The organism is Pseudomonas sp. TH32 (assembly GCF_016650855.1).
GTDB lineage: Bacteria > Pseudomonadota > Gammaproteobacteria > Pseudomonadales > Pseudomonadaceae > Aquipseudomonas.
Genome location: NZ_JAEKFA010000002.1, coordinates 4,662,296 through 4,679,723 on the forward strand (window position 1 = coordinate 4,662,296; position 17,428 = coordinate 4,679,723).

The 17,428-nt window shown below is 62.5% G+C and carries 15 protein-coding genes; 6 read left to right on the top strand and 9 right to left on the bottom strand.

Annotated elements, in window-relative coordinates:
• Positions 1-166: 166 nt before the first annotated feature.
• From JFV30_RS25025 to JFV30_RS25035, 3 genes are all read right to left on the bottom strand, one after another.
• Positions 167-778, bottom strand: coding sequence for a 3'-5' exonuclease (locus JFV30_RS25025; RefSeq protein ID WP_201125437.1), 612 nt, complete (start codon positions 776-778; stop codon positions 167-169).
• A 24-nt stretch (positions 779-802) separates the two neighbouring features.
• On the bottom strand, positions 803-1,279 hold the full coding sequence (locus JFV30_RS25030) for an NYN domain-containing protein (RefSeq protein ID WP_003215502.1): 477 nt from the start codon (positions 1,277-1,279) through the stop codon (positions 803-805).
• A 129-nt stretch (positions 1,280-1,408) separates the two neighbouring features.
• Positions 1,409-2,179, bottom strand: coding sequence for a DUF2076 domain-containing protein (locus JFV30_RS25035; RefSeq protein WP_201125438.1), 771 nt, complete (start codon positions 2,177-2,179; stop codon positions 1,409-1,411).
• A gap of 179 nt (positions 2,180-2,358) precedes the next feature.
• Here JFV30_RS25035 and JFV30_RS25040 point away from each other — a divergent pair, with 179 nt between their 5' ends.
• Together JFV30_RS25040 and JFV30_RS25045 are read left to right on the top strand one after the other, a co-directional pair.
• Positions 2,359-3,018, top strand: a complete 660-nt coding sequence (locus JFV30_RS25040; protein ID WP_201125439.1) for a YciC family protein — start codon at positions 2,359-2,361, stop codon at positions 3,016-3,018.
• 41 nt (positions 3,019-3,059) lie between these two features.
• On the top strand, positions 3,060-4,148 hold the full coding sequence (locus JFV30_RS25045) for an endonuclease/exonuclease/phosphatase family protein (protein WP_169386367.1): 1,089 nt from the start codon (positions 3,060-3,062) through the stop codon (positions 4,146-4,148).
• A 138-nt stretch (positions 4,149-4,286) separates the two neighbouring features.
• Here JFV30_RS25045 and hrpB read toward each other — a convergent pair whose 3' ends face one another.
• Entirely contained in the window at positions 4,287-6,794 is a 2,508-nt protein-coding gene (gene hrpB, locus JFV30_RS25050; RefSeq protein ID WP_201125440.1) for an ATP-dependent helicase HrpB, read from the bottom strand.
• 250 nt (positions 6,795-7,044) lie between these two features.
• Between hrpB and JFV30_RS25055 the strand changes: the two genes are divergently transcribed.
• Positions 7,045-7,464, top strand: coding sequence for a hypothetical protein (locus JFV30_RS25055; RefSeq protein WP_003215492.1), 420 nt, complete (start codon positions 7,045-7,047; stop codon positions 7,462-7,464).
• Between the two features lie 15 nt (positions 7,465-7,479).
• Entirely contained in the window at positions 7,480-8,373 is an 894-nt protein-coding gene (locus JFV30_RS25060) for a cation diffusion facilitator family transporter (protein ID WP_201125441.1), read from the top strand.
• Here the strand turns inward: JFV30_RS25060 and JFV30_RS25065 are convergent.
• A complete protein-coding gene (locus JFV30_RS25065; protein WP_201125442.1) occupies positions 8,370-9,500 on the bottom strand; it encodes a DUF6515 family protein in 1,131 nt (376 codons plus the stop codon). The genes JFV30_RS25060 and JFV30_RS25065 overlap by 4 nt on opposite strands.
• Before the next feature lie 414 nt (positions 9,501-9,914).
• Here JFV30_RS25065 and JFV30_RS25070 point away from each other — a divergent pair, with 414 nt between their 5' ends.
• Both JFV30_RS25070 and JFV30_RS25075 read left to right on the top strand, forming a co-directional pair.
• Positions 9,915-10,394: an Lrp/AsnC family transcriptional regulator gene (locus JFV30_RS25070; RefSeq protein ID WP_003194418.1), complete on the top strand. Its 480-nt coding sequence runs from the start codon at positions 9,915-9,917 to the stop codon at positions 10,392-10,394.
• A gap of 96 nt (positions 10,395-10,490) precedes the next feature.
• Positions 10,491-10,700 carry a DUF2788 domain-containing protein gene (locus tag JFV30_RS25075; protein WP_026077819.1) on the top strand — a complete coding sequence of 70 codons (210 nt, stop codon included), beginning with the start codon at positions 10,491-10,493 and terminating at the stop codon, positions 10,698-10,700.
• Here the strand turns inward: JFV30_RS25075 and JFV30_RS25080 are convergent.
• The 4 genes from JFV30_RS25080 to JFV30_RS25095 form a co-directional block, all read right to left on the bottom strand.
• The gene (locus JFV30_RS25080; RefSeq protein ID WP_029616066.1) at positions 10,695-11,336 is read right to left on the bottom strand and encodes a pseudouridine synthase; all 642 of its coding nucleotides are present in this window, start codon (positions 11,334-11,336) and stop codon (positions 10,695-10,697) included. The two genes, JFV30_RS25075 and JFV30_RS25080, sit on opposite strands and share 6 nt — an antisense overlap.
• Positions 11,337-11,407: 71 nt before the next feature.
• Complete coding sequence (gene amn / locus JFV30_RS25085; RefSeq protein WP_177325013.1) at positions 11,408-12,907, bottom strand: AMP nucleosidase; 1,500 nt, start codon at positions 12,905-12,907, stop codon at positions 11,408-11,410.
• 156 nt (positions 12,908-13,063) lie between these two features.
• Complete coding sequence (locus JFV30_RS25090) at positions 13,064-14,716, bottom strand: acyl-CoA dehydrogenase family protein (protein ID WP_201125443.1); 1,653 nt, start codon at positions 14,714-14,716, stop codon at positions 13,064-13,066.
• A gap of 91 nt (positions 14,717-14,807) precedes the next feature.
• Positions 14,808-17,186, bottom strand: coding sequence for a hybrid sensor histidine kinase/response regulator (locus tag JFV30_RS25095; RefSeq protein ID WP_201125444.1), 2,379 nt, complete (start codon positions 17,184-17,186; stop codon positions 14,808-14,810).
• Positions 17,187-17,428 lie beyond the last annotated feature (242 nt).

The window sequence follows — 17,428 nt, forward strand, 5'->3', positions numbered from 1 at the left end:
CCCCCGTTGGGCTGCGCAGCAGCCCCAGCAGGCTCACCGAAGTCTTTCAGTTAGATAGTGGAGTTTTTGGGAGGGGCTGCTTCGCAGCCCAACGGGGGACAAGCCCCCTCACCACAGGGAGCATCTCTCCACAGAAGGTCTCCAACCATCGGGATTGGTGCGCTGCTTAGAACCCGCGATGCTTCTTCAGATGATCATTGATCTTCGCCGCCGGAACCTTCTGCAAGCTGCACAGCAATTCGTGTGACAACTCCCGCAACCCGTGGGTGCGGCGCAGTTCCTCGGCCAGGTGTGCGGTGAGGTTGGCCGCCATCTCCGCATCCGCCATCGCCCGGTGAGCCTTGCCGGTGTGGGGCAGTTGGGCAAACGAGGTCAGGGTGCCCAGCTTGTGATTCGGCGCCGCCGGCATCAAGCGCCGCGCCAGTAACAGCGAACAGGCGAACTTCTGCAAACGCGTACGGCGGATCAACCCCAGCTCGAAGTCCCAGAACTTCTGGTCAAACGCGGCGTTGTGCGCCAGCAGCGGCGTGGTGCCGACAAACTCGTTCACCTCGTTCATCACCCGCTCCGCCGACGGCGCCGTGCGCAGCATGGCGTTGCTGATGCCGGTCAGTTGCTCGATAAACCCCGGCACGCGCACACCCGCATTCATCAGGCTCTGGTAGCGGTCCACGATCTGGCCCTGCTCCAGGATGACCACGGCGATTTCCGTGGCCCGGCAGTTGCTGCTCGGCTGGATGCCGGTGGTTTCAAAGTCGATGACCGCTATACGTTCCAAACCTGTTCCAACTCCGTCAAAAATCTATTTAAGCAGCAACGCGCCTTCGATCGGCACGTAGCGGCTGGCGGCGCGTATCAATGAGTTGGCCGTCAGCCCCGGCACGCCGTAGGCCACGGCTTCGACGCCGTGCTTGCTGATGATGCGGTCCAGCAGCATGTCGAAATCACCGTCGCCGGAGGCCAGCACCACTTCGTCGACATGGGCGGCGGCGTCCATGATGTCGATGGTGATGCCCACGTCCCAGTCGCCCTTGGCCGAGCCGTCGCTGCGCTGGATGTAGGGCTTGAGCTTCACGGTAAACCCGAGGTTGCGCAGGATCTGCTGGAATTGCTGCTGCTTGCTGTCGCCACGGTCGATGGCATAGGCGTACGCCTCGACAATCTGCCCGCGCTGGCTGATATCAGCCCACAGGGCGGCGTAGTTGAAGTGACAGCCGTACGCCTGGCGCACGGTGTAGTAGAGGTTTTGTACATCGGCGAACACGGCTATCTTTTTCACCGCAAATCCTCATGACACGCGCATGGACCCCGGACTCAAAGGCCCGGAAAGGTTGCCAGTATGCCAGCCACACGGAAGTTTCCGAGAAAAATCAGCCCGGGGCGACGAAGCGCCCCGGTTGAGTGTGGGTCAGACGAAGGAATCGTCGTCGCCAAAGGAGGAGGAGTCGTCGGAATAGTCGTTGTCGGCGAAGCTGTCGGATGAGTTGTCGCTGCCCCAACTGTCGTTGCCGGCAAATTTCTGGTCGTCGTTGCCCCAGTTGCTGTTGTCGCTGGCAGGCGCCGGCTCTTCGCGGATGATCTCTTCAACCACTTGAGGTTGTTGCGAGTTGTGGCTGAACAGGCTGCTGATGCCTTCTGCCAGCATCACACCACCGGCCACGCCGGCTGCGGTTTTCAGTGCGCCGCCGAGGAAGCCGCTGCCAATCGGCGCTGCGGGTGCCTGTTGCGGCTGTTGGTAATTCTGCTGGGGCGCGCCGTAGTTCTGCTGCGGTGCAGGTTGCCCGCCAAACGACGGACGCGCCGGTTCACGCCAGCCACCGCCGGAAGACGCAGGGGCGCTCTGGGCCGGCTGCGAGTCGCGGGAGCCACCGCCAAAGATGCTCGACAGGAAACCGCCACTGCTCGGGGCAGGCTGCGCCGCCTGGGATTTGGCCTGTTGCAGTTGGTCCTGCAATTGCCGGATCTGCTCGGCCTGCTGCTTGTTCTGCGCATCAAGGCTCTTGATCGCATGCTCTTGCACCAGGATCGACTGGGTCATGTAGTACGCAGCGGCCGGTTGGCGAGTGACGTGTTCCTTGATCCGCGCTTCGGCCTGGGCGTCGCGGGGGGCTGAGTCCGTTTCGGCTTGCTGCAACCGTGAAAACAGTCCATCGATCAGGGTTTGCTCTTCGCTGTTCATGGCGACCTCGTTAGATTGCCGGTAGAAATCTTCGCCTTGCCCACTATGTGCAAGGTACAACCCAGTTATGGGGCTGTTACTGATTGTTTCAATGGTCTTTACGCAAGGTTTACGTTTGCTTGCATCTGGTCATGATCGGTTAAAGTAACGCCCTTGCTTTTCGGCCTGTGAAGACCCTGATGAATCCGTTAGACGTACTGCGCGACTCCTTCTTCTTTTTCAAGCGCAACCTGGGCGCCATCGTGCAGTTGTGCCTGCCGTTGGTAATCTTCGAAGCCCTGCTGCAACAAGTGCTCGACCACACCCTCGGCCCGGATGCGTTTCCCGGCTACAGCGTGATCGTCGGCCTGCTGGTGTATCCGCTGTACACTGGCGCACTGATCCTGTTCCTCGACGCCCGCACCCGGGGCGAATCGCCACGGACCCTGGACGTGCTGGCCATGGCCCTGACCCTGTGGCCGCGTTTTGCCTTGCTGACGGCCGTCAGCACGCTGCTGATCCTGCTGGGCTTGTCGCTGTATTTTCTGCCCGGCCTGTGGTTGATGGTGGTGCTGGCCTTCGCTGAATACCTGCTGGTGCTGCGGGGCATGTCGGCGTTGTCGGCCATGAAGGAAAGCCTGCGCCTGACCCGTGGGCATTTCTGGCGCATCCTGGTGTGCCTGCTGTGCGTGATGACCCCGCTGTGGTTGCTCAAGGGCGCCAGCGTGGCGGTTTACCCGGACCCGAACCCGCTGCTGGGCTTGCTGATCGACAGCGCACAAAGCTTCCTGCAGCTGTTCACCAGCGTGGTGTTGTTCCGCCTGTTCATGTTGATTGGTGGCGACGCCGACGCGCGGTGATATGCTCCGGGCCTTGTCCTGCAACGCCATAAGCCGAGCCGATGACCCGACTACTGCGCATTACCTTGCTGGGCCTGCTGATTCTCGCGGCCCTGCTGACCGGCTTGATCTACAGCCTGACCTGGCGCCCTGCCGACAAGGAAACCCTGCCCATCCGCTGCGTCGCGCCCCGCGCACCCACCCTGTTGCCGGGCCAGGCGCTCAAGGTGATGACCTGGAACGTGCAGTACCTGGCGGGCAAGAACTACGTGTTCTGGTACGACACCCCGGACGGCAGCGGCCCGGACGACCGCCCCACCGTTGAAGACATGGCCGCCAGCCTCGACGAAGTGGCGCGAGTGATCCGCGACGAACAGCCCGACATCCTGCTGTTGCAGGAAGTCGACGAAGGCGCCAAGCCTTCCAGCTACCAGGACCAACTGGCCCTGCTCCAGGAGCGCCTGGCCGATCTCTACCCGTGCAGCGCCCAGGCCTTCGACTGGAAAGCCGACTTCGTGCCCGACCTGCACATCTTCGGCAGCGTCGGCCGCAAGCTCGTGACCATGAGCCGCTACCAGATCGAACACGCCGAGCGCCTGCAACTTCCGGTAGCCCACGCCAACCTGATCAGCCGTCAATTCCAGCCCAAACCCGCGTTGTTGCTGACCTACCTGCCGCTGAGCGATGGCGGCCAGTTGGCCGTACTCAATACCCGCCTGGACGGCACGGCCCCGGGGCACAACGCGGTGCAGGAACAGGTGCAGGCAACCGTCAAGCTGGTGGATAAATTCGAGAGCCGTGGCACGCCATGGCTGATGGGTGGGGATTTCAACCTGTTGCCGCTGGGGCAGTTCCTGCGCCTGGACGCCGGCAAACGCGGGCAATATTCGCCGGACAGTGAACTGCATCTGCTGTGGGAAAAGTATCCGATGATTCCGAGTAACAGCGAATCCAGCGGGATTGATCGGAACCAGTGGCTGACGTATTTCCCGAACGACCCGACTGTAGAGGGCCCGGATCGTACGCTGGATTATCTGTTCTACAGCTCGCGGATCAAGAAGGTCGAGGCCAAGGTGCGGCAGAGCGATACGGTGCGTATCTCCACTCACTTGCCAGTGATTGCGCGGTTCCTGTTGCCGGCTGCGCAGTAAGCCACGCGGCAAAACAATGTGGGAGCTGGCTTGTGTGGGAGCCGGGCTTGCCCGCGATGCAGGCACCTTGGTCTGTCCGACACACCGAGGTGATGCCATCGCAGGCAAGCCAGCTCCCACAGTTGATCTTCATCGCGCTTACTTTCTTGGTTTGATCCGAGCCGTAGGTTCAGCAATCAACGGATCATCCGGCCAGTAATGCTTCGGATACCGCCCCTTCAAATCCTTCTTCACCTCGGCGTACGTACTGCGCCAGAAGTTCGCCAGATCCTGCGTTACCTGCACCGGGCGCCTTGCTGGCGACAACAGGTGCAGCTTGACCACCTGCCGTCCGCCGGCAATCCGCGGCGTGTCTGCCAGCCCGAACAATTCCTGCAGGCGCACCGCCAGAATCGGCGGCTGCTCGCTGTAGTCCAGACGCACCGACGAGCCCGATGGCACCTTCAGATGGTGCGGCGCCAACTCGTCCAACCGCGCAGGCAACGGCCACGGCAGCAGGTTATGCAGGAAGCTGGAAATATCCAGATTGGAAAAATGGCTCAGGCGCGACACCTTGCCCAGGTACGGCATCAACCAATGTTCCAGGCTGGCGAGCAAGGCGCTGTCGCTGACATCCGGCCATTCGCTGGCCTTGCCGGTGTCCAGATGACGCAGCAGCATCACCCGCGCCTGCCATTGGCGCAGCTCCGGGGTCCAGGGCAGCAGTTCCAGGCCTTTGCGTCGCACCAGGTTGACCAGCGCCTGGCTGCGGGCAGACTCGTCGAGGCCGGTCAGCGGCTCGCGGCTCAGCACCAGTTCGCCGACCTTGCGCTGGCGTTCGGCGCGCAGCACGCCTTCGCGTTCGTCCCAGTCGAGTTGGTCGACATTGCGCACCTGCTCGGCCAGCACCGAGTCAAACAGCGCCGGGTCAAAATCTGCCGCGAGGTAAATCCGTTCTTCGCGCTGGCCCTGGCGGCTGCCCAAGTCGGCGATCACCAGCCAGGGTTGTTTCATCAGGCTGTCGGCTTCGGCGAACAGTGCAGCACGGCCGTTGGCCAGGCGGTATTCAGCCCCGCCGGCACGCCGCTGCTGGGCGACGCGGTCCGGGTAGGCCAGCGCCAGCAAGGCGCCCAGCCAGCGCGGGTGATCGGGATCAGCGACCGGCTGCTCGGCCTTGCCTCTTAAATAACCACGGTATTGCCGGGCCAGTTGCCGGGCGCGCTGCACGCCACCTTGGGTGCCACGGGCCTTTTCTTCGCCGGACAACAACGCCAGCCGGCTGTGCAAATCCGCACCGGCGCCGCGCAAGATATCGCGCTCACCCAACAGCGCTGCCACGTCACACGCCATGTGCGCCAAGCCCAAATCCTGACCACGCAACAGCAGATGGGCAATGCGCGGGTGCGCCGGCAACCCGGCCATTTTCTGGCCGTGGGCGGTCAGCTTGGCGTCGCTCAGCGCCCCCAATCGTTCGAGCAAATCCTGAGCCTGTGCATAAGCTGCGGTGGGCGGAACGTCGAGCCACACCAACTGAGTCGGCGCCACGCCCCAGCGACCCAGTTGCAGGGCCAGGCCGGAAAGATCGGCCGAGAGAATTTCCGCGCTGGAATACGCCGCCAGCCCTTCATGTTGATCCTCGGACCACAACCGGTAACACACCCCCGGCTCCAGGCGCCCTGCCCGGCCGGCACGTTGGGTGGCGCTGGCGCGGGAGATGCGCTGGGTGTCGAGGCGGGTCATGCCGCTGCCCGGGTCGAATCGCGGGACCCGCGCCAGCCCGGCATCGATCACCACACGCACGCCGTTGATAGTCAGGCTGGTCTCGGCAATGTTGGTGGCCAGCACCACTTTGCGCTTGCCGGCGGGCGCCGGGTCGATAGCGGCGCGTTGGGCAGCCAGGTCCAGTTCGCCGTGCAGCGGGCATAGCAGCACCTCTGTGTTATCGCCCAGCGCGTCAGCCAATTGCTGATGGACCCGACGAATCTCGGCCTGCCCCGGCAGGAAAACCAGCACGCTGCCGGTCTCGTCATGCAGGGCTTCCAGGAGGGTCTGCACCAACCGTGGCTCGATAAATTCGCCGGGCTGGAATGGCCGCCCCCAACGCATCTGCACCGGGTACAGGCGCCCTTCACTGCGCAGGATCGGCGCATCGTCCAGCAGGCCGGCGAGGCGCTCACCTTCGAGGGTGGCCGACATCAGCAGGATTTTCAGCGGCTGCTCGTCGCGAAACAGGTCCCGGCCATTCAGGCTCAGGGCCAGCGCCAGGTCGGCGTCCAGGCTGCGTTCGTGGAATTCATCGAAGATCAGCAAACCCACGCCGTCCAGCGCCGGATCATCCTGCAAACGGCGGGTGAGGATGCCTTCGGTGACCACTTCGATCCGGGTGTTGGGGCCGACTTTACTGTCCAGCCGGATGCGGTAGCCGACGGTTTCGCCGACCTTTTCACCCAGCTCGCTGGCCAGGCGCTCGGCGGCAGCGCGGGCAGCCAGGCGCCGGGGCTCAAGCATCAGGATGGTTTGCCCGGCCAGCCAGGGTTCATTCAACAGCGCCAATGGCACCCGTGTGGTTTTACCGGCGCCGGGCGGTGCTTCGAGCACGGCTTCATGGCGCGTCGCCAGGGCGTCACGCAGGGCGGGTAAAACATCATCGATTGGCAACGAATTCATACTGGCTCCAAAGCAGAGCGGCGAGTATAACGGCGAACTGCCGGGTGTCGGTGGTGGTCTCAACGACACGGCCCCGTCCTGCCTGGAATGCGGTCAAAGGTGGGAGCTGGCTTGCCTGCGATAGCGGTGTGTCAGCCAACACACCTGACACTGAACCACCGCCATCGCAGGCAAGCCAGCTCCCACATTTGATCATCGTCGCCTTGTAGACTGGCTTATAGTCACTTTCATTATGTTCAAGGAGAGTTCCATGCGTGTTGCTTCCCGTGTCATCGGCGGTGTTCTGGCCGTCACCCTGCTGAGCCAACTGACAGCTTGCGGCTCGATTTTCTACCCCGACCGCCGTGGCCAGATCGACGGCAAGATCGACCCGGCAATTGCCGTGCTCGATGCGGTCGGCCTGCTGTTCTACGTGATCCCGGGCCTGATCGCCTTTGGTGTCGACTTCGCCACCGGCGCGATTTACTTCGAGCCAGGCAAGACCGCCCAGGTCGCTCCGGAAAAACTCCAGCAAGCCATCGGCGCCGACGGCAAGGTCGATAACGCCAAGCTGCAAACCATCATTCAGAAAGAAACCGGGCGTAACCTGCCGCTGGACGACCCGCGCATGATCCAGTTCAAGGGCAGCGTGCAACAACTCGCCACCCTGGGCCTGCAACCCGCCGCTTAAGGACTGACCCGCCCCATGACCAGCAGTCCAGAACACGCCCGGCTGTTGCGCCTGGCCACCCGCGCTTCCGTCGGCGTGGCCTGTGTGCTGATTGTGACCAAGGCCATCGCCTGGTGGCTCAGCGGCTCGGTGAGCATGCTCGCCGGGTTGACCGACTCGCTGCTCGACGGCGTCACCTCGCTGCTCAACTTGCTGGCCGTGCATTACGCGCTGCGCCCGGCCGATGACGACCACCGTTATGGCCACGGCAAGGCGGAGTCCCTGTCGGGCATGGCCCAGGCGCTGTTTATCGCCGGCAGTGCGGTGCTGATCGCCTTCCAGGCGTTCCAGCGCTTGCAGCATCCGGAGCCGGTGGGCGCACCGTGGCTGAGTATCGGCGTGATCATTCTGTCCCTGGCGCTGACGGCGGCGCTGTTGGTCCTGCAATACCGGGTGATCCGTGAAACCGGCTCCAACGCCATCCGTGCCGACTCGCTGCACTACCGCTCCGACATGATGCTCAACGGCAGCATCCTGGTGGCGCTGGTGCTGGCGGCGTTTGGTTTCCATCAGGTGGACGCCTGGTTCGGCCTGGGCATCGCGGCCTACATTTTGTGGAGCGCGATCCAGATCGCCCGGGAAAGTTTTTCGGTGTTGATGGACGAGGAACTGCCGCCGGACGTCAGCCAGCACATGCTGGAACTGGCGTGCAGCGTGCCCGGCGTACTGGGCGCCCATGACTTGCGCACACGGATTTCCGGCAGCCACTGGTTTGTGCAGTTGCACCTGGAATTGCCGGGGGAGTTGAGTCTGTCTGTGGCCCATGGCATCAGCGACCAGGCCGCCGATGCCATTCACAACGCCTACCCGCGGGCCGAAGTGCTGGTGCACGCCGACCCGCAGGAAGTGGTCAAGGGCGCGAAGGCCTAGTACTGCACCTGATACCCGCGACTGGTCAGGCAGTTGCCCTGGGCCTGGCGGTAGGTTTGCACCACCGCCGGGTCTGGAGCGTAGGTGACGGTCCTTGGGTCAAAACCACTTTGTTGCACGGCCCAGCGATAGCAGTCGTAACCGTCCTGCTGGACTTGTGCCGGTGACTGGCCGTTGGCCGGGTAAGCCACCACGTCATAACCATTGCCCTGGGGCACGGGTTGCGGCGCTGGCGCGGCCGGTGGCGGCTGCACCACTACGTACTGCTGGCTGCTTTCTTCGTAGGTGTAATAGGCACCAGCGGCGAGGAAGAACAGCGCGCTGCCCACCCACACTTCCCGCGCGTAGTCGGGCAGGTATTGCACGCGAATCCCGTACGGCGGCGTCACGACGACGTAGCGCGGGCCTTGCGGGCGATACCAGTAGCCACCCGAAAAGAAGTAGTCCTGGCCGCGATACGGCACGCGGTAATTGCGGTCGGGGAAGCGGTCCACGATGTAACCCGGGCGGTATTGCGGGCCTGGGCCCCAGCCATTGCCGTGCCCGTCGGGGCGGCCTGGCCAGCGGTGATCGTTGGGATGGTAGTTGTTGCCACCGCCGTTACCACCATTGAAGCCGGGCCGGCCCGGGCCACCCTGGCCACCGTTGCCGGCTTGCCAATGCGGGTTGCCGTCGTTGCGACGCGGAATGTCCTGATAGTTGCCGGGGCGCGGCTCCTGGGTCTGGCGCACGGTATCCGGGCGACCCTGGATCGGCAGGTTATTGGCGGGCTGGGGCGCCTGGTGCGCAGGTTGCTGTTGATTGCCCTGCGGGCGACCTTGCCACTGGCCGCCACCATTGGGGCGCTCGAAATTCTGGTTCTGTGGCCGGGGCTGATTATTTTCGAAATGCTGATTCTGCGGACGTGGCTGATTGTTCTCGGGGCGGGGAGCTTCAGGACGCGGTTGATTGTTTTGCGGTCGAGGCTGGTTATTCTGCGGCCGCGGCTGGTTATTGCCCGGGTGCCCTTCCGGGCCTCTTTCATGCTGACCACCGCCCTCCTGGCGTGGCGGGTCGTCGGCCATCACTTGCGCACCAACGCTCATCATCAGCAAACCAACACCTGCCAAACGCCAGATGCGCTTCATGCTATTCCTCACTGCGGATTAGGGCCTACACGTAAGACTGGAAAACCGGGGCCCGGTTCTGCGACAGGTTATCAGTCACGAGAAGTATTTTCGCAGGCAATAAAAAGGGGCGACCCGTCGGTCGCCCCTTGAGAACTTCGTCCTGGCTCAACGCTTTTGACGTTGGCTCACCTCACGCCGTCTTGTGGACAGTGTGCAGCCCGGGGGCCGGGGCAACCCTGTGGGGTTGGCGGCCGCAGCCGGCCTTATTGGCGGGCTGCAGTGGACTGTATGTCCGGGCAGTGATTCTGTTGATAACTCTACGCCTGGGCCTCGGGCAGATGATTGCGAAGATTGCGTCAATAAACAGTGCTTGCGCAATTTTTAACCCTGGATAGATAATTCGCCGCAATAGTTACGACAAAGGCCAGCCCCATGAGCAAACTTGACCGATACGACCTGAGTATTTTGGCGGAATTGCAGCGCGACGCGAGGATCTCCAACCAGGAGTTGGCCGAGCGGATCGGCCTGTCGCCTTCGCCGTGCTCACGCCGGGTCAAGCAATTGGAGGACGACGGCTACATCGCCCGCCAGGTCGCCTTGCTCGACCGCAAGATGCTCGGCCTGAGCCTGACAGCCTACGTGCTGATCGGCATGGACCGACACACCCCGGAGCGTTTCGAGAATTTCGAGGCGGCCATCCGCACCTTGCCGCAAGTGCTGGAGTGCAGCCTGGTAACCGGGATGGACGCCGACTACCAACTGAAGGTGGTGGTGCCGGACATGGATCACTATCAGAAACTGCTGCTGGGCCACCTGACCCGCATCGAAGGCGTCACCAGCGTGCGCTCAAGCTTTGTGCTGAACCAGGTGCTCAACAGCACCGAATTGCCGCTGACCCACCTGCGCACTTAAGACCAGCTCCCACAGACCGACGCAGGTCAATGTTGAGCCTATGATGCTGGCGTATACTTCTGGCCCTACCCCGCCGGAAACGACCCGATGAACTCGATTGATCCCGCCGTGTTTGAAGAATGGATGATGACCGGCCTGGTCAGCATCCTGATCATTTTCATGGGCTTTATCGTCTGGGACCTGGCGAAGAAATCCAAGGCCGGACGCTTTGGCTCGATGATCCTGTTCTTCGTGCTGGGCCTGGGCGTTGCCGCGTTCATCATCAAGAGCGTGGTGATCGGCCTGATCGAGTCCGGCGCCTTATAAGCGCGCCGGCACTTCCTTCCATTGGCCTTGATCCAGGCCGTCGATCGACCAGTCACCAATCCGCACCCGCACCAGCCGCAACGTCGGCAAGCCCACCGCCGCCGTCATGCGTCGTACCTGGCGGTTACGCCCCTCACGAATCACCAATTCCAGCCAATGGGTCGGTACGCTTTTGCGAAACCGCACCGGCGGGTTGCGCGGCCACAGTTGCGGCTCGTCCAGTTGCCGCGCTTCAGCGGGCAGGGTCATGCCGTCGTTGAGTTCCACGCCGTCGCGCAGGCGTTGCAACTGTTCCTCGGTCGGCTCGCCTTCCACTTGCACCCAGTAGGTTTTCGCCAGCTTGTGCTTGGGGTCGGCGATGCGCGCCTGCAACTGGCCGTCGTTGGTCAGCAGCAACAGGCCTTCGCTGTCACGGTCCAGGCGCCCGGCCGGGTAGATGCCGGGGATGTCGATGAAATCCTTGAGGGTCGCCCGCCCGCCTTCGTCGCTGAACTGGGTCAGCACATCGAAGGGTTTATTGAACAGGATCAACTTGGGCTCAGCCGGTGGCGCCTTGGCGACACGACGCGGGGCTGACGAAGTTTGCGGACTTTTCACACCGGGGCGGCGGGAAACGGGACGGGCAGGACGGGACATGGCAAAGGAACATCTAACGGTCAGGACCGACAATGCTAGTGGCCTGACCGTTAAATAACCATCCCAACCGTTTAGCGGAACGGCGGCTCGTCGAAGCTGCGCAGTTTGCGCGAGTGCAGCGAGTTGAGTTCAGTGCGCAACAGGTCCACCGCCTCGATGCCGATCTTCAAGTGCTGGCTGACCGCACGCTCATAGAACGCGTTGGCCGAACCCGGCAGCTTGATCTCACTGTGCAGCGGTTTATCCGACACACACAGCAACGTGCCGTACGGCACCCGCAGGCGGTAGCCCTGAGCGGCGATGGTGCCGCTTTCCATGTCCACGGCCACGGCGCGGGACAGGTTGATCAGCGGCCGTTCCTGGGCCCAGCGCAGCTCCCAGTTGCGGTCGTCGTAGGTCAGCACGGTGCCGGTACGCAGGCGCTTTTTCAGCTCTTCGCCCTTTTCGCCGGTGACGTTGGCGGCCGCCTGCTGCAAGGCCATCTGCACTTCGGCCAGGGCCGGGATCGGGATGTTCGGCGGCACTACCCGGTCGAGAATCCCGTCGCGGCGCATGTAGGCGTGAGCCAGCACGTAGTCGCCGATGGTCTGGGACTGGCGCAGGCCGCCGCAGTGGCCAATCATCAGCCAGCAATGCGGGCGCAGCACCGCCAGGTGATCGGTGATGTTCTTGGCGTTGGACGGGCCGACGCCGATGTTCACCAGGGTCACACCGTGGCCATCGCTGGCCTGCAAGTGGTAGGCCGGCATCTGGTAACGGTGCCAGACCACGCCCGCAGCAATGGCAGACGCTTCGCCGTGGTCCATGCTCTTGTCGATGATCACATTGCCCGGCAGCACCATGCGGATAAAACGCGGGTCACTGCGCAGTTGTTCCAGGCCGTGCACGATGAACTGGTCAACGTAGCGGTGGTAGTTGGTCAGCAAAATCCATGGCTGCACATGGCGCCAGTCGCTGCCGGTGTAGTGCACCAGGCGGCGCAGGGAGAAGTCGACGCGGGCGGCGTCGAACAACGCCAATGGCAGTGGGTCGGTGTTTTCCCAGTCGTAGAGTCCATCGGCAATGCCATCGGTGGCAGCGGACAGGTCGGTACTCGGGAACACCCGCGCCAGCGTGGCAGCGGTCACGCCGGAGCCGGCAAGTTCGTCGCCCTGCTCCACCACGTACGGGTAGGGAATGTTCTGCTGGCTGACGCCCACTTCTACCGTCACGGTGAAGTCGTGCATCAATGGCACCAGTTGCTCCAGCAGGTATTTGCGGAAGGCTGACGGATGGGTGACGGTGACGCTGTAGGTCCCCGGCAACTGGACCTTGGCATATGCCCGGGTGGTCTGAGGGACTTCGCCCTGCACCAGGTAGGTCAGGCGAAGTTCCGGGTAGCGAAACAGCGCACGTTGTTCGGCATCGGGTTCGACGCGGTCTTTGAGGTAGCGCTTGAGGGCTTGATTGAGCGCGCCGGTAGCACGCTCATGGAGAGCCGCCAGCCGATCCACGGCTTCTTCGGCGGTTTGAACGACAACAAAAGCTTCGGTCACGGTAAGCATCCTGTGTTCTGACTTGCAGGCCTTCATCTTGCCTGTATCCCTGGCGCACTGGAACACCGGAATTGGAATGCGATCAATGTGGGAGCGGGCTTGCTCGCGAAGGCGGTGGGTCAGCCAGCACCTGTATTAGCTGACCCACCGCCTTCGCGAGCAAGCCCGCTCCCACATTTTGACCGTGTTTATTCAGGAAAACAGAGGTGTCGACCGGGCGACAATGGCCTCCACATCCACACCCCGCGGCAAGGTGCCATACACCCGGCCCGACGACTCACCCAGCCGGCTGGCGATAAAGCCATCACTCACACAGGCATTGCCTGCCTCCAGCAACAGCTTGGCCTGCAACGCCACCGCAATGTCTTCGGTGAGTTGCCGGGCACGGTACTGGATGTCCTGGGTGTCCATGAACGCCGACTTCAGTTGTTCGATATGCCGTGCCAGGTGCTGGTAACCATGGCCATCCCCCAGCTCGACAAACAATGCCTCCAACACGCCCGGCTCTTTCGACAAGGCCCGCAGCACATCCAGGCACTGCACGTTGCCGGAACCTTCCCACGTCGAGTTGACCGGCGCCTCACGGTACAGACGCGGCAAAATGCTGTCCTCCACATACCCGGCACCGCCCATGCACTCGGCGGCTTCGTTGATCATCGCCGGGGCACGTTTGCAGATCCAATATTTGCCCACCGCCGTTACCAGCCGGGCGAATTTGGCCTCCTGCTCGTTATCCAGATGGTCCAGCGCGCGCCCCATGCGCATGCTCAAGGCCAGGGACGCCTCGCTTTCCAGGGCCAGGTCGGCCAGCACGTTTTGCATCAGCGGTTGCTCGCTGAGAACCCGGCCACCCACCAGGCGATGGGCGCAATGATGGCTGGCCTGGGTCAGCGCCTGGCGCATCAGGGCGCTGGAGCCGACCATGCAATCGAAACGGGTCATGGCCACCATCTCGATAATGGTCGGTACGCCGCGCCCTTCCTCGCCAATCATCCAGGCCAGCGCACCGCGAAACTCCACTTCGCTGGAGGCGTTTGAGCAATTGCCGAGTTTGTTTTTCAGGCGCTGGATGTAGAACTCATTGCGGGTGTCGTCCGGGCGGTGCCGGGGCAGCAGGAAACAGGTCAGGCCCTTGTCAGTCTGCGCCAGGGTGAGAAAGGCGTCGCACATCGGCGCCGAGCAGAACCACTTGTGCCCCACCAGCTCATACGCCTGGCCCGGGCCGCCGGCGCCCACCGGGTAAGCGCGGGTGGTATTGGCGCGCACGTCGGTGCCGCCCTGTTTCTCGGTCATGGCCATGCCGATGGTCGCGCCGGCCTTGTGGGCGATGCCGACGTTGCGTGGGTCGTATTCGGTGGCGAGGATTTTCGGCAGCCAGGTGTCAGCCAGGTCCGGCTGCAAGCGCAGGGCCGGGACGCAGGCGAAGGTCATGGTCAGCGGGCAGCCGGTGCCGGCTTCGGCCTGGCTGTGCAGGTAGGTCATCGCGGCGCGGGCCACGTGGGCGCCGGATTGCGGATGAGCCCACGGCAACGACGGCAGGCCATGTTCGACGGCGGCGCGCATCAGTTCGTGGTACGCCGGATGAAACTCCACCAGGTCGATGCGATGGCCAAACCGGTCGTGGCTGTTGAACACCGGCTTGTTCTGGTTGGCCAAAAAACCGGCCTCCATCAGCGGCCCGCCCGCCAGCGCACCATAGGTATCGATGCGCTGCTCTGCCCAGCCGGCGCCAAAACGCCGGGACCAGTCTTGCAGGGGCAAATCGATACGGTACAGGTTGGTGCCGTCCAGGGACGGTGGCTGATTGGTGACGTCGTGGGTTTCGGCGAACTGGTGCAGGTTCATGGCAGCCTCCTCGAAAAAGTTGGCCTGCTGATTCAAAGGCCTGTTTCTGAGTTAAGCACCACCACAACAGAAAGAAAAAGGGGATAAATGCCTAAATGTCGGCACTTTCGCCCTTTTCCGTCGACAGCAACCGAATATGCAACATCGCCTGCAAGGCATCAAATCGAATCGGTTTTGCCAATCGATCCGTCACGCCAACACCGTGGCAATGGTCTCGCTCGGGGGTTTGCGCCGAGCTGCTCAGGGCAATCACCGGCAGCTCTCCACAACCCGGCAATGCACGAATCTGGCAGCACAGCGAAAACCCGCCCTCCGGCACGTCCAGCAGCACCGCATCGAAGGTGTTACTTTGCAACAGCGCCAGGGCCGCCGGCCCGTTGTCGACGGTTTTCACGCGGTAACCGAGCTTGAGCAACATGCCGCGCACCACCAATTGCGCCACACCGTTGTCGTCTACCAGCAATACCGCGCACTCCTGCGGTGTACGTTGTGCCTGGGGTGCTCGCCGCACGGGCGCGGGCTCCGGCGGGAGCGGGCTGACCGCAAGCTCCAGTTGGAAGCGGCTGCCACGCCGCGGCTCGGAATTATGGGTGAGGCGCCCACCGAGCAATTCGATCAATTGCCGGCAGATTGCCAGGCCGATGCCCATGCCGCCGTACCGACGCGTGGTCGAGCCATCAAGCTGGAAGAAGCGCTGGTACAGGGTTGCTTCATCGAGGTAGGCGAATCCGATGCCGGTGTCGGTCACGATAAAGGTCAGGCGCAACGTCCCGTCAGCCTGGGGCACGCCGACTACCCGAACACGCACCGAACCTTCGTGGGTGAACTTGAAGGCGTTGTCCAGCAGGCAATCCAGGCATTGCGCCAACTTGCCGGGATCAGCGTTGATGCGGTCCGGCAGCTCATCCGCCAGGTCGATCGAAAACTCCAGGCCCTTACTCTGGGCGCTGGTCGCGAACTGCTGGCGCAAGGTGTCGAGCACGCCACGCAGGCTGAACACCTCGGGTTGCGGGCTGAGGCGCCCGGCCTGCAGTTCGGTGAGGGTCAGAATGCCGTTGACCATGCGCATCATCTCGCGGGCCGAGCCGGCGGCAGTTTGGTGATACTGGGCGAGGTCGCCTTGCAGCGGCTCGGTCTGCATCAACTCCAGGGAGCCGATCACGCCGTTCATCGGCGTGCGCAGTTCGTGGGTCAAGGTGGCGAGGAATTCATCCTTGAGCTGGTTGCTGTGGGCCAGTTGGGTGTTGAGCACTTCGAGTTTCTGGCTGGCATCAAACAGGATTTGCGCCTGCTGCTCACGCATCGCATTGATGCGGTCGGCCAGGGCCAGGGACAGCAAGGCCACTTCGAGTGCCGAGCCGATCTGGCTGGCGTACATCGTGAGGAACACATTGGGCAGGTAGCCCAGCACCATCATCGTATTGACCACCCCGCCCAGCAGGAACGCAGTCCAGGCAATGATGAAGTAACGCGCCATCCGCTGGCCGCAGTACCAGGCCTTGATGGCCGCGACGAAGATGGTCACGGTGAACACCAGCGCCAAACCGGTGGCCAGGCGCAGGGCCAATGCATAACTGGTGAACAGCGCCAGCACCATCACCGCCGCACCGCTGACCGCCAGCGCCAGTAACAGCCGGTTGATCCAGCGACTGTAAAGCGCGGTGTGCAGGAAGCTGCGGGCAAACAGGCTGCCGAACAGCGCCGCCGAACCGATCAGGAACGGCACCGCCGCATTCGCCCACCACGGGTTATCAGGCCAGAAGTACTGCACGGCCACGCCATTGACCGACAGTTGATACAGGCCGAACGAAGCAATATAGAGGATGTAATAGAGGTAGCTGGTGTCGCGCACGCTCAGGTAGATGAACAGGTTGTAGACCAGCATGCCGAGCAGCACGCCGTAGATCACGCCCAGCACGTACAGGCGCAGCGGCTGTTCTTCGAGGTACGCGGTGGTGGACCAGAGGGTCAGCGGTGCCTGGATCGAGCCCTGGCTTTGCAGGCGCAGGTACAGGATTTCCCGTTGGTCCGGTGCGAAGTCGAGCTTGAACAGGTAGTTACTCTGGCGAATTTCACGGCTGGAAAACGGCAGGCTACTGCCGGTGCGCGAGACCAGTCGATAGTTGCCGACGCTGTCGGGCTCGTACAGCTCCAGTTGGTTGAGCGGCGGATACGCCAGTTCCAGCAGCCAGTGGCGCGAGACATCCAGAATTGTCGGACGGTAATGCAGGTCGAGCTTGAGCCAGAACACCGAGCGCGAATAGCCGGCATTCAGGGTGGCTTTGTCATGGGTCTTGAAGCGACTGGCGAGGACCGGCGAGCTGATATCGCCAATGGTCAGGGCGCCACTTGGGTCTTCAAGCACTTGCATCACTTGGCCCAGGGGCAACCGCGTGGTGGTCTCGTTGAACTCGACTGCGCCGGCCAGCATCGGCAGCCCGCTCAACAGTAACATCAGCAAATAGCGCATAGAGCCCCAGCGTGACCTGTCCGGTTATGTCAAAAGCCTCCATTCCTTTTGAGCAGACGTATACCGGCGATACAGTTATTGGTTTGGATCCACTCTAGCATAGCCATTACAGGCCAAAAGACACCATTGAAATAATTTTTTGAAAGGCTCTAGAACGGGCATTACAGAGTATTTGACCTGTATTTGCGCATGATAGCAAACAGCCATTTCGTCCGACTCCTCCGCTAAAAATTCAACCATCG